This window comes from Kitasatospora sp. NPDC101155 (genome assembly GCF_044768305.1).
Taxonomy (GTDB): domain Bacteria; phylum Actinomycetota; class Actinomycetes; order Streptomycetales; family Streptomycetaceae; genus Kitasatospora.
The window spans coordinates 1-13,365 of record NZ_JBIWPN010000100.1 but is presented as its reverse complement, the minus strand read 5'-3'; the positions used below and the strand labels follow the sequence as shown (position 1 = coordinate 13,365).

Below are 13,365 nucleotides of genomic sequence, written 5' to 3'. Positions count from 1 at the left end.
CTCCCGTACCAGTGAAGTCAGGATGATCAAGAGATCGCAGAGTGACCCGATTTTGATCCGCCGTCCGTGGCCCTCAATTCACCCGTTGCCGACAGCGTGCACCGCGCCGGCAGATGTGATCGCCCGCGCGTGCAGCGCCAGCGCCTCCGTGAGCGTGGACTTGCCCGCGTCCGGATGGCTGATCACGGCGAAGGTCCGTCGGCGGCCGGCCTCATGAAGGACCTGCGGGACGGGGACGGACTGTTCGGTGCTCACGTGATTCCTCGGGTACGCATCGGCAGCAGGCCGGGTGACGCCTCTCCGTACCTGGTGAGCTGAGGATCAGGTCCACAGGCCCAAGAAGCGATAATAGGCTGCCGGGCGGCATGACCCCGAAATTCCCCTTTGCCGGCTGCTGCCCCGGCTCCAGCCGGGAAAACAGCCGAACTGCCAGGAGTCGAAGCCGAGGCCGAGCCGGTCCAGGGTCCCCAGCCACAGGTTGCACCGGCCCGCTCGGAGTGGATCGTCAACTCGCCTTCCTCGACGCCCTGTTTGGCGACGGCGCCCTGGATGAAGCGCCGGGCGACCTCCTCGCTCTCGCAACCGGCCACCTGCGGGGATCAGAGAGTCGTCGCCGCAGGTCAACCCACGTATCGGCATGCGCAGGCTGGCATCGCCCGGATTGGTCGGCCTCGCCCACGACAGGTGAGCAATCCGGACGAAGCCGGCTCCGCAGGGCGCGATGATCCGGATGCTCCCGAGCCCGTGCTCAGCGGTCATATCGGGACGCTACGCCCTGCGACACCGAGCAGCGCCAACGAGTCCACGACCCCTTGTCGCCACGCCAAGGGGGCCGATCTCCCCAGGGCGGGTCGATGACTCCGGCGCACGATCCTTGACGGTACGCCATCACTCCGGCCAGGCAAGCAGGGCGCCCAGGCCACCGCACGATCTCGCTGTGAGCCCGGTGTACTCGCTTCCGGATGAGGGTGACACGCTTACGGGCGAGGATCAGGGTCAGTATGACGCCCCGTCGACCGAGGGTCTGTCTCACCGCGAGCATGGCCCGCGCGGGGGCAGGGTGAGAAAAGCGCACTCCGGCCGGGCACGCCGCCCGGCTTACACGCCCGAGCACTTCGCCACGTCAGGTAGCGGAGAGGACCAGCACGGCCTGGTCGTCGTGCGTGGCGTCAGCCGCGAAGGCGGCGACTGCGGTGGAGACCGACTCGAGGATCGCGTCGGCGGTGGGGGACGAGCTTCGTAGTGCGCTGAGGGCGTGGGCCACGCGGTCCTCCCCGAAGAGCTCGCCGCTTGTGGAGCGGGCCTCGGTGATGCCGTCGGTGACCAGGATCAGGCTGTCGCCCGGGTACAGGTCGACGCTGCACGGGGACGAGTCGGCGGCGGGGCCGATACCCAGGAGCAGGCCAGGTTGGGCGACTTCTTCGACCGTGCCATCGGCTCGGCGTACGACTGGGGGCACATGGCCGGCCCGGATCAGGGTCAGCGCCAGGTGGGACGCGGTGTGCCGCAGTTCGCCATAGACGAGTGACACGAAGCGTTCTTCGCCGACTGCCTGATCCGTCAGAGCGTCGTTGACGGCGGCGACTACCCCCGCCGGGTCGTTCAGCAGGCGGGCGGCGGTGCGTGCGCTGTGGCGGACGATACCGGTGGTGGCGGCGGCCAGAGCACCGCGCCCGCACACGTCGCCGATCATGAGTGCCCAGCGGCCGTCAGAAAGCGGGAAAACGTCGTAGAAGTCGCCACCGACGTCGAGTCCTTCGCCGGCCGGGTGGTAGGAGGCTGCCACGGTGGCGCCGGGGATGTCGGGCAACTCTGGAGGCAGCAGGCCGGCCTGCAGGTCGCAAGCAAGTCTGACGCGGTCGGTGAACTGGCGGGCATTGTCGGCGCTGGAAGCGGCCCGGCGGGCCAGCTCCTCGGCCAGGGCGACGGCATGGCAGTCCAGGGGTCGGTCGGTGGTCAGGAGGGTCAGTACGCCGAAGGTGCGGCCGTGGGTGGCCAGCGGCACGCACAGGTAGCCGGTGACGTTGAGCTGCGCGGACAGGCCGCCTGGTCGGGAGCCGACCTGGTAGGTCCCGGTGGTGCCCGAGACCAGTGCACGGGCGACCGCGTTGTCGATCTCGCCGCGCAGTTCGGGAGAGTCGAGAAGCGCCTCCTCGGCACGGGTGGCGGCCGCGACGGCGATGAGCTGGATCTGGCCGCGCTCCGCCACGTGGACGGCGCACAACGGCGCCAGGGTCGGCACGGTCAGCCGGGCCATCCGCTCGAGACAGTCAACATAGTGTGGTTCGCGCGCGATAGCGGTGCTGGCGTCCAGGACGAAAGCCAGGTCCTCGCGGGCAACCTTCTCCCGCGTCTGGGCGACGTGGCCTGCCTCCACCGCCCGGTGGTGCTCGATCGCCAGGGCGGCGATACGGGTGAAGGCCGCGCTGAGCGCCACGTCCGTCTCTTCGGGCACCTTGGGCGTGCGATGGTAGATCGCGAAAGTGCCCAACACCCGGCCGTCCAGGCCGCGGATCGGAGTCGACCAGCACGCCGCGACCCCGGCCCGCTCTGCCAGGTCGCGGTAGCCCTCCCACAGAGGGTCGGTGGCGATGTCGCTGACGATCACAGGTGCTTGCCGGTAGGCGGCCGTGCCACACGAGCCTACCCCGTCGCCGATGGCGATCCCGTCGACCGCATCGTTGTAAAAGTCCGGCAGGCTCGGGGCGGTTCCATGCCGCAGGTGACGGCCGTCGGGATCGAGGAGCAACACCGAGACGATCATGTCCGGCGACAGCTCCTCGATCGCCCTCGCCATGCCGTCGAGGATCTCGGCCAGCGGGGCGTCACGCGCGATCCGCTCCAGCAGCACGCGCTGCTCGGCAGCCAGCAGCTGCGCGTGGTGGTACCCCGTGGTCTCCACCGCGATCACCACCACCCCGTCGACCCGGCCGGCCGCATCCCGGCGGGGCTCATAGGTGACGTCGAAGAACTCCTCCCGCTGGGCCACCGGCCCACCGCGCACGAGCCGCCCACCGCGATTCCGGTACACAGAGCCGGTGCGGTACACCTCATCGAGCCGATCAAGGACACCCTGCTGGGCCAGTTCCGGAACCAGCTCCCCGACCGGCACACCGGTCCTCGGACGACCCCCTGTGAAGGCGTCGAAGAAAGCCGGATTCGCCGTCTCCAGCACATGCCCCGGACCGCCCAGCGCAGCAAAGATCACCGGAGCCTGCCCGAACAGCTCCGCATACTCCTCGCTCCGCCGGTGCAAGACCATGGGACGTGCAGCGGCAGAGCCGAGGCGATCAGGCTGTATTGGCATGACAGCCCTCTCCCGCATCCCCCACCTGCGCCGTACCCCTACTCTGACACATCACCGCGCGGATTCCGGAGCCCCAGCCTGGCCGATCGCGACTGTAAGCCCACGACGGCATAGCGCCGGATTCTCGCGGCCGCCCGAGCCAGGGCCCGGGCCGCTTCCAGATCTCCCCTGTCGCCACGACAAGGGATCGCCGCAGGCCAGGGCACTATTCAGCGCATTTGTGGGCACGGCGTGAGTACAGGGGTTCACCGCCTGTTGACGCCCGCCAGGAGACCGTGAGCATGGCTGTTCACACGACCCGCGTTGGAAGTGATCACCATGCGCTCCGCAGCCCACACCGGGCACGTCTACCGTCGGTGCGGCTGCCGCGACCAGGGTGGCAAGCAGCTCGGCGCCCGCTGTCCCGAGCTCGCCACCGACACCGATCACGGCACCTGGACCTTCTCCCTCGATCTCCCCTCCCCCGACCACCAGCGCAACAACATTCGCCGCGGCGGCTACCCCACCGCCGAAGCCGTCCGCGCAGGACTGCGCCGGATGATCGAGGGCCGGGCCGCCGACTTCAACGCCGACCCCAACCAGACCCTCGCCGACTACCTCACCTCCTGGCTCAAGGACAAGAAGCTCACCCTCAAACCCACCACCTACGTCCGCTACCGCGACTACGTCACCAACGACCTGATCCCCGCCCTCGGCACGATCAGGCTCGACGACCTCGGCCACTCCCCCATCGCCGCCTTCACCCACACCCAACTCGCCGCCGGACGCGGCAAGGTCACCGTCCACCGCTGCCTCGCCACACTCTCAAGCGCCCTCGGCGACGCCGTACGCCACCACCGGCTCCCCTACAACCCGGCACGCCCCACGGTCATCCCGAGGCCCGCGGCGGCAGAACGGCAGATCTGGACCGTCCAGGACACGATCCGGTTCCTGCACTGCTGCCGAGCCACCGATCCGGCCTTCGCCGACCTCATCGAGGTCCTCATCGGCACCGGCATCCGCAAAGGCGAAGCCCTCGCCCTGCACTGGGACGGCGTCCACCTGCCCGAGCGCGTCCTCTACATCCGCTACACGCTCTCCGCCATCGACAACAACCACCTGATCCTCACCTCACCGAAGACCCGCTCCAGCAAGGACTGGGTCGCCATCTCCCCACGTGTCGCCATCGCCCTGCACCACCGCACCGAGGACAAGGATCCGTCGCTCTCCCGAGCGGACCACGGTGGCTTCGTATTCCACCAGCGCGACGGACGCCCCCCACCCCGCCTACGTCCTCAACCACTTCCACAGCCTCTGCCGCGAGTTCGGCGTGCCCCGCACCACCGTCCACGACCTGCGCCACCTCGCGGCCACCATCTCCATCACCGCAGGCGTCCCCCTCACCGTCGTCTCCAAGACCCTGCGGCACGCCACCTTGTCCACCACCGCGAACATCTACGGCCACCTCACCACCCAGGCCGCCCGCGACGCCGTCGACACCATCGACCACGCCCTCACCTCAGCCGGCCCCATCGAACTCCCAGGCCCACGCACACCCGGGGATCACATCACCCGAGTCCACAACCAGATGGTCGTCACCAGAACCCAGCTACGGAACGCAAGTTGAGACACCGCATCCCTGACGTGATCAGCTCGGGCGACATTCCGCCCTCACAATGCACTCACAAGGCCCAGAAAACGCGTCAAGGCCGCTCCCACCATCCGATGGAAACGGCCTACGACCTGCGGTTAAGCAAGTCGGGACGACAGGATTTGAACCTGCGCCCCCTTGACCCCCATGAAGCTCATCATCGGACAGGGCATAGATGCTGAATTCCTCGTAGACAAGGCAGCTCAAGCTCATGAACTGGACCGGGCTGAAGAGGGCTCCCAGAGGGCCGGTACCGCGAGCGGGTTCGTCGTGGTTCCACAACCGGAAAGGGAAGGGCGGCGGCGGGATCCGCGCCCGCCGCCGCCCTGGTCTCGGCCCGGGCTAACTCAGCCCGGCCAGGTTCTTGAGGCTCTTCGCCATCTCGGTGCACAGGCCGGGCTCGATCATCTTGCCCAGCGCGCCGTCGATCGGGCCGCCGAAGAGCTCCAGCACCAGCTCCACGGAGCTGCCGGACCCGGCGGGGCTGACCTCGATCGCGAACCGGGCGCCGACCTCGGTCGGGCCCTCGCCGACCAGCTCCAGCCGGCTGCCCGGCTCGTGGGCGGCCACCGTCCACAGCACCGGGGACGGCGGGCCCATCAACTTGAGCAGCTGGGTGAAGCTCTCCCCCACCTCCAGCTCCGGCAGGCTCTCCTCCTGCCAGCCGGAGTGCACGCTGAGCCACTCCGTGTACCGGGTGCGGTCCAGCAGCAGCTTCCAGGCCTCCTCCGGAGAGGTGGCCAGCTCGATCGTGCTGATTCCCTTAGCCATGGGCGGTCCTTTGAACGGGTAGCGTGGTCAGGTGGTCCACGATCGTGGCCACCAAGGCGTCCTGCTGGTCCTTCAGGTAGAAGTGCCCGCCCTTGAAGACGCTCAGCCGGTGGCCGCCCTCGGTGTGCTGCCCCCAGGCCTGCGCGCTCTCGGCGGTGACCCTGGGATCGGAGTCGCCGATCACCACGTGCACGGGGCAGCGCAGCGGTGGGGCGGGCCGGTAGGTGTAGGTCTCGACGGCCTTGTAGTCGGCCCGGAGCGCCGGCATGACCATCTTCAGCACCTCGGGGTCCGACAGCAGCACCGAGCTGGTGCCGTCCAGCAGGCCGAGCTCGTCGATGATGGCCCTGTCGGGCAGCCGGTGCAGGTTGTCCTGCCGGGCGGTGGCGGGCGCCCCGCGACCGGAGGCGAAGAACGTCAGCGGCGTGATGCCGTGCTGCTGCTCGAACTGCCGGGCCACCTCAAAGGCCACCATCGCGCCCATGCTGTGGCCGAAGAGCACCAGCGGCCGGTCGGTGAACGGCAGCAGCTCCTTGACGGCCAGGTCGGCCAGCGTCTGCAGGTCATCGACGCAGGGCTCCAGCCGGCGCTCCTGCCGGCCAGGGTACTGCACCGACAGGATGTCCAGCTCCAACGGCCGCGCCGCCCGGCGCAGCGCCTCCGCCATCGGGAAGAAATAGGTGGCCGATCCACCGGCGTGCGGAAACGCAATCACCCGAATATCAGGATCGGCCGCTGATTGGAGCCGGTGGATCCACCGGCTCTCCCGGGTATCGGCCATATCAGAGCAGCTCGCCCTTTTCGTAGGTGAACACCTGGTGGAAAACGGCGATGTGGTTCCCGGAGGGGTCCCGCAGGTGCGCGAAAACGGCGGCGCCGTCATCGCTGGGCATGGCCGCGACCATCACCTCGCCGCCGGCCTTGACCACCTGCTCGCAGGTTTCGGCGACGTCGTCGACCTTGATGATGAAAATCGCGTAGTTGGCCGGCAGCGGGTGGCCCTTCTCGACCTTGCTGTCCCACAGCCCGCCCAGCGGAAGGCCCTCCGCCTGGGTCTGGATGATGCTGTACGGGTTGCCGTGCCCGGCGGTGAAGGTCCACCCGAAGACGTCGCCGTAGAAGCGCTCCAGGGCCTCCGGGTTGTCGGACGCGATCTCAAAAAAAGCAACGCCATTGCCCATTGCGGTCTCTTTGCCTTTCTTTTCGCCCGGTCGGACGGAGTGTCATCAGGTCGCCCCGATGCTAGCCCGGATCCATTGCCAGCCGACCCCTAATTCCCCCCGTATCCTCGCGGTGCTCCGCGGCGGACAGCCACGTAAGGGTGAACGTAGGGGTTGGGTTTAGGGGAGGTCGGTGGACTAGCGTGCCGCGCAGGCAATGATGCGGAGAACTGCGCGTTCCGAATTGGGGTAGTCGGTGGACAACATCAGCGGCGCAATCGAGTCGGACCGCCAGTTGCGCGAATACTTGGAGGCGCTGTCGCGTGGGGACACCGCGGCGCCGCCGCTGCCGCGCAGCGGGCGGACCGGAATCGGATTCGTCTTTCCGGGCATCGGGTCGCAGTGGGCCGGCATGGCGGTCGGCCTGCACGATTCGCTGGCCGTCTTCCGGGACGCACTGGCGGAGTGCGAGCAGGAACTGTCGGCGCACGTCGACTGGTCGCTGCTCGAGGTACTCCGGTGCGCCGAGGGGGCGCCGCCGATCGACCGCGTCGACGTCATGCAGCCGGCCCTGTTCGCGGTGATGTACGGGCTCGCCGAGGCCTGGCGCTGGTACGGCGTGGAACCCGACTTCGTGGTGGGTGCCAGCATGGGCGAAGTCCCGGCGGCCTGCGTGGCGGGCGCGCTCTCGGTGGCCGACGGCATGCGGGTCGCCACCATGTGGAGCCGGGCGCAGACCGTCGTGGTCGGCCGGGGCGACATGGCCTCCGTCCTGCTGCCCGCCGAGCAGGTCCGGGCCCAGCTCCCGGCGGGAGTCGTGATCGCCACGGTCAACGGCCCCGGCTCCACGGTGGTCTCCGGGGAGTCGGCCGCGATCGAGGAGCTGATCCGCCGGTTCACCGCGCAGGGCGTGCGCGCGCAGAAGATCCCGATCGGCCTGGCCGCGCACTCGGTGCACTTCGCCGAGTTGCGCGAGGCGCTGCACCGGGACCTGGCCTCCATCGAGCCGCGACCCGCCCGGATCCCGTTCTACGCCTCCACCGTGGGCGGGCTGCTGCCGCCCGGCACCCTGCTGGACGCCGAGTACTGGTGCCGCAACGGCGAGGGCCTGGTCCGGTTCGAGGAGGCCGTGCGGGCGGCCGCCGCCGCGGTCGAGGAACCGGTCTTCGTGGAGCTGAGCCCGCACCCGATGCTGGTGATGCCGGTCCGGGAGACCCTGGACGCGATCGGCGGCGCCGGCTCCGCGCCCGGCGGCTCGCTGCGGCGCGATGAGGGCGGGCTGGAGCGCTTCACCACGTCGGTCGCCGACGTCTACGCCCAGGTGCGGGGCCAGGGCAGCGGCCCGGCCGTGCTGGCGGAGCGGATCGCCGGCCGCCCCGAGCCGGAGCAGCGCCAGCTGGTGCTGGACCTGGTCTGCGAGGTGACCGCCGCGCTCGGCAGGTCGGACGCGGTGCAGCCCGGCTCCACCTTCCGCGAGCTCGGCTTCGACTCGGTCTCCGCCGTCGAGTTCCACAGGCTGCTGGCCGCGGCCTCCGGCCTCGCTCTCCCGGTCACCCTGGTCTTCGACCACCCCACCCCGGCCGCGATCGCCGACCACCTGCTCACCGAACTGCACGGCGGCGCCGACGCGGAGCCGGCCCCGGCCCCGGAGCTGCTGCCGCTCGACGAGCCGATCGCGATCATCGGGATGAGCTGCCGCGCCGCGGGCGGCGTGCACAGCCCGGAGCAGCTCTGGCAGTTGGTGCTGGAGGGCCGGGACGCGGTCTCCGAGTTCCCCACCGACCGCGGCTGGGACACCCGCGCGCTCTACGACCCGGAACCCGGCAAGCCGGGCACCAGCTATGTCCGCCAGGGCGGGTTCCTGCACGACGCCGGGTACTTCGACAACGCCCTGTTCGGGATCGGCCCGCGCGAGGCGGCGGCCATGGACCCGCAGCAGCGGCTGCTACTCGAGGCCTGCTGGGAACTGTTCGAGCGCGCCGGGATGAACCCGCGGGCGCTGGACGACGGCCAGGGCACCGGCGTCTTCCTCGGCGCGATGGTCCAGGACTACGGACCGCGCCTGTACGCCGCTCCGGAGCAGGCCGCGGGCTACCTGCTCACCGGCACCCTCGGCAGCGTCTCCTCCGGGCGGCTCGCCTACAGCTTCGGGCTGGGCGGCCCGGCCGTCACCGTGGACACCGCCTGCTCCTCCTCGCTGGTCGCGCTGCACCAAGCCTGCCAGGCGCTGCGGTTGGGCGACTGCTCGCTCGCCATAGCCGGCGGTGCGACCGTGATGGCCAACCCCGGCCTGTTCGTCGAGTTCAGCCGGCAGCGCGGGCTGGCTCCCGACGGGCGGTGCAAGCCGTTCGGCGCCGACGCGGACGGCACCTCCTGGGGCGAGGGCGTGGGTCTGCTGCTGGTGGAGCGGCTCTCCGACGCCGAGCGCAACGGCCATCCCGTGCTGGCGGTGATCCGGGGCAGCGCGATCAACCAGGACGGCGCCAGCAACGGGCTGGCCGCGCCCAACGGCCCGGCACAGCAGCGGGTGATCCGCCAGGCGCTGGCCAACGCCCGGCTGACGCCCGGTGAGGTGGACGCCGTCGAGGCGCACGGCACCGGCACCGCGCTGGGCGACCCGATCGAGGCCCAGGCGCTGCTGGCCACCTACGGCCGGGGGCGCGAGAACCCGCTCTGGCTGGGCTCGTTGAAGTCCAACATCGGCCACACCCAGGCCGCCTCCGGCGTGCTCGGCGTGATCAAGATGGTGCAGGCGATGCGGCACGGGGTGCTGCCGCGCACCGTGCACGTCAGCGAGCTCTCCCCGTACGTGGACTGGTCGGCAGGCGACGTCCGAGTGCTGACAGAAAACCAGGTTTGGCCGGAGACCGGCGAGCCGCGCAGGGCTGGCGTCTCCTCCTTCGGCCTCAGCGGCACCAACGCCCACCTGATCCTGGAGCAGGCCCCGCCGCGGCCCGAGCCGGCGCCGGCCGAGGCCGGCCTGGTGCCCTGGGTGCTCTCCGCGCACACCGCCGAGGCGCTGCGCGCGCAGGCCGGGCAGCTGCTGACCCGGCTGGCCGAGCAGCCCGAGCCGGTCGCCGAGGTCGGCCGCACGCTGGCCACGGCGCGCGCGGCGCTGGAGCACCGCGCGGTGGTCACCGGCTGCGGCCAGGACGAGCTGCTCGACGGCCTGCGGGAGTTGGCCGAGGGCCGGTCGACCGTGCTGCAGGGGGCACCCGCCGAGGGGCGGCTGGCCGTGCTCTTCTCCGGCCAGGGTTCGCAGCAGCCCGGCATGGGGCGCGCGCTGTACCACGCGGTGCCGGTCTTCGCCGAGGCGCTGGACACGGTCTGCGCGGAGCTGGACCCGCTGCTGCCGCAGCCGCTGAAGGAGGTGCTCTTCGGCGAGCTGGAGCTGGTGCACCGCACCGACTTCGCCCAGGCCGGCCTGTTCGCACTGCAGGTGGCGCTCTTCCGGCTGGCCGAACACCTGGGCCTGGCACCCGACTTCGTGGCCGGCCACTCCATCGGCGAGATTGCCGCGGCCCACGTGGCGGGTGTCTTCTCGCTGGCCGACGCCTGCCGGCTGGTGGCCGCTCGCGGCGCGCTGATGGCGGCGCTGCCGCCCGGCGGGGCGATGGCCGCGATCGCCGCCCCGGAGGCCGAGGTGGCCCGGACGCTCGGCCCGGACACCGCGCTGGCCGCCGTCAACGGGCCCGCCGCGGTGGTGGTGTCCGGCGCGGAGGCGGAGGTCGAGCGGATCGCCGCGCTCTGGCGCGAGCGCGGGCACAAGGTGACCCGGCTGCAGGTGAGCCACGCCTTCCACTCCCCGCTGATGGCGCCGATGCTGGACGAATTCCGCTCCGTGGTCGCCGAGTTGACGTTCAATCTGCCCCAGCTCGGCACCGTCGCCGAGCTGCACTCCCCCGAGTACTGGGTCCGACACGTCCAGGACACGGTGCGGTTCGCCGACGGCGTGTGCGCGCTACACGAGGCGGGCGTACGCACGTTCCTGGAGCTGGGGCCGGACAGCGTGCTTACGGCACTCGGCCCGGACTGCCTGCCGGGCACCGCGGATGACGCCTTCTTCGCCGCCGGGCGGCGTGGCCACAACGAGGTGGCGGCCTTCCTCGACGCGATGGCGCGGGCGTTCGTGCGTGGCGCGGCGATCGCCTGGGACCGCTGGCTGCCCGGTGTCGAGCGGCTGGTGGAGTTGCCGACCTATCCCTTCCAGCGCGAGCACTACTGGCTGGCCAGCGGCGCCGAGCCGGCTTCCTCCGCTGCTGTCTCCAGATCCTGGCAGTACCAAGAGAGTTGGCGTGCCGTGACGGAGCCGCTCGGCGCCCGGCTGTCCGGCGTGTGGCTGGTCGCGGGGCACGCTCGGGAGTCGGCGCGGGCCTGCGCCGAGGCGCTGCGCCGCGCGGGCGCACAGGTGCGACTGCTGGAGCTGAGCGCGGGCGTCGATCGTGCCGCGCTGGGCCGGGCGGTCCGCTCGGCGCTCGGCGAAGCGCCGTCCGTCGCGGGTGTGCTGGCCCTACCGGACGGCGATGTCGGCGCGACCGTGCTGCTGGTGCAGGCCCTGCTGGACGCGGAGGTGACGGCGCCGCTCTGGTGCGTCACCCAGGGCGCTGTAAGCATCAGCGCGACCGATCGGCTGGACCGGCCCGACCAGGCGCAACTCTGGGGCCTGGGACGGGTGGCGGCGCTGGAACAGCCCCGCGGCTGGGGCGGTCTGGTGGACCTGCCGGCCGAGCCGGACGAGGCCGCGCTGCGGCGCCTGGTGCAGGTGCTCGCCGACCCGCACGGGGAGGACCAGCTGGCGGTGCGGCCGACCGGCCTGTGGGCCAGGCGGCTGATCCCGGCCGAGCCGGCCACCGCCGGAGCCGACCGCGACTGGGGCCGCGCCGGCACCGTGCTGATCACCGGCGGCACCGGGGCACTCGGCGGCCATGTGGCCCGCCGGCTGGCCGGCCGCGGCGCAGAGCACATGCTGCTGGTCGGCCGGCGCGGCGCGGACGCCCCTGGAGCCGGCGAACTGAAGGCCGAGCTGGAGGCGTTGGGGGCCCGGGTCACGGTCGAGGCCTGCGACACCGCGGACCGCGAGGCGGTGGCCGCACTGCTCGCGCGGATCCCCGCCGAGTACCCGCTGACCGCCGTCGTGCACGCCGCCGGGATCAGCGACTTCACCGAACTGGCCGCGACCACGGTGACCGAGGTCGACGCCGTACTGGCCGCCAAGGTGGCCGGCGCCGCCCACCTCGACGAACTGCTGGGCGAGCAACCGCTGGACGCCTTCGTCCTGTTCTCCTCGATCGCGGCCACCTGGGGCAGCGCCACCAACGGCGCCTACGCCGCCGCCAACGCCTACCTGGACGCGCTGGCCCGCCGGCGCCGCCAGCGCGGGCTGACCGCCACCTCGGTGGCCTGGGGCATATGGGCCGGCGCCGGCATGGGCGAGGGCGAGACCGGCGAACGGCTGGCCCGCACCGGCCTGCGGGCCATGGCGCCGGAGGCCGCCGTCGCCGAACTCGACGAGGCGGTGCGGCGGGACGAGGCCGTCCTCACGGTGGCGGACGTGGACTGGGAGCGGTTCGCGCCGCTCTTCGCCAGCGGACGGCCCAGCCCGCTGCTCTCCGGCATCCCCGCCGCCGTCCAGGCCCTGCGGGGCGAGTCGGCCACGACGGGCGGTACCGCCCCCGAGTCGGCCCGGGCGATCGCCGAGGTGGTCCACCAAGCGGTGGCGGCCGTGCTCGGCCACTCCGGCACGGCGTCCGTCAATGTCCGGAAGACCTTCAAGGAGCTGGGCTTCGACTCGCTGGCGGCGGTGGAGCTGCGCAACCGGCTGCGGCAGGCGCTCGGCCGGTCGCTCCCCTCCAGCCTGGTCTACGACTACCCGACGCCGATCGCGCTCGCCGAGCATCTGGCCGGCGGTGCGGCCGTGCCCGGCGCCAACCTGCCCGCCGCGCCGACCGGTTCGGCCGACGACCCGATCGTGATCGTGGGGATGGCCTGCCGCTACCCGGGCGGCGTCGGCTCCCCGGAGGAGCTTTGGGAGCTGGCGGCCACCGGGCGCGAGGGGCTGTCGGGCTTCCCCGCCGATCGCGGCTGGGAGCTCGGTCCGGACGCGGACTTCGCGAGGGTCGGCGGCTTCCTGCGGGACGTCGCCGGGTTCGATGCCGGGCTCTTCGGGATCTCGCCCCGGGAGGCGCTGGCCATGGACCCGCAGCAGCGGCTGCTGCTGGAGGTCTCCTGGGAGGCGTTCGAGCGGGCCGGGATCGACCCAGCCGCGCTGATGGGCAGTCAGACCGGGGTGTTCACCGGCCTGTCCGGCAGCGACTACCACTTCCGGGCCCAGGGCACCGACCAGGCCGGGCGGCGGAGCGAGGTCGCGGGCCATGTGCTGACCGGCAACGCGGCCAGTGCGGCCTCCGGGCGGATCTCCTACACCCTGGGCCTGGAGGGCCCGGCGGTGACGGTGGACACCGCATGCTCCTCCTCGCTGGTGGCGCTGCACCTGGCGA

6 protein-coding genes and 2 pseudogenes are annotated in these 13,365 nt (G+C 71.6%); 3 read left to right on the top strand and 5 right to left on the bottom strand.

The window, feature by feature from the left end; translation table 11 throughout:
- Positions 1 to 99 precede the first annotated feature (99 nt).
- Both ACIRYZ_RS45455 and ACIRYZ_RS45450 read right to left on the bottom strand, forming a co-directional pair.
- Positions 100 to 255, bottom strand: a pseudogene (locus ACIRYZ_RS45455) (GTP-binding protein); the annotation flags it as partial.
- Between the two features lie 868 nt (positions 256 to 1,123).
- Positions 1,124 to 3,262 (bottom strand): SpoIIE family protein phosphatase, encoded by a 2,139-nt coding sequence (locus tag ACIRYZ_RS45450; protein WP_402955293.1) that lies wholly within the window; start codon positions 3,260 to 3,262, stop codon positions 1,124 to 1,126.
- Positions 3,263 to 3,625: 363 nt separating this feature from the next.
- Here ACIRYZ_RS45450 and ACIRYZ_RS45445 point away from each other — a divergent pair.
- Both ACIRYZ_RS45445 and ACIRYZ_RS45440 read left to right on the top strand, forming a co-directional pair.
- Positions 3,626 to 3,970 (top strand): annotated as a pseudogene (locus ACIRYZ_RS45445) (hypothetical protein); the annotation flags it as partial.
- Positions 3,971 to 4,463: 493 nt separating this feature from the next.
- Entirely contained in the window at positions 4,464 to 4,913 is a 450-nt protein-coding gene (locus ACIRYZ_RS45440) for a tyrosine-type recombinase/integrase (RefSeq protein WP_402955296.1), read from the top strand.
- Between the two features lie 366 nt (positions 4,914 to 5,279).
- Here ACIRYZ_RS45440 and ACIRYZ_RS45435 read toward each other — a convergent pair whose 3' ends face one another.
- The 3 genes from ACIRYZ_RS45435 to ACIRYZ_RS45425 form a co-directional block, all read right to left on the bottom strand.
- A complete protein-coding gene (locus tag ACIRYZ_RS45435; protein WP_402955290.1) occupies positions 5,280 to 5,708 on the bottom strand; it encodes an SRPBCC family protein in 429 nt (142 codons plus the stop codon).
- Entirely contained in the window at positions 5,701 to 6,423 is a 723-nt protein-coding gene (locus ACIRYZ_RS45430) for a thioesterase II family protein (RefSeq protein WP_402955287.1), read from the bottom strand. Before ACIRYZ_RS45430 ends, ACIRYZ_RS45435 begins: the two co-directional genes overlap by 8 nt.
- Before the next feature lie 67 nt (positions 6,424 to 6,490).
- Positions 6,491 to 6,889 (bottom strand): VOC family protein, encoded by a 399-nt coding sequence (locus tag ACIRYZ_RS45425; RefSeq protein ID WP_402955284.1) that lies wholly within the window; start codon positions 6,887 to 6,889, stop codon positions 6,491 to 6,493.
- A 235-nt stretch (positions 6,890 to 7,124) separates the two neighbouring features.
- Here ACIRYZ_RS45425 and ACIRYZ_RS45420 point away from each other — a divergent pair.
- Positions 7,125 to 13,365: SDR family NAD(P)-dependent oxidoreductase (locus ACIRYZ_RS45420; RefSeq protein ID WP_402955281.1), on the top strand; the 6,241-nt coding region annotated here is incomplete at its 3' end.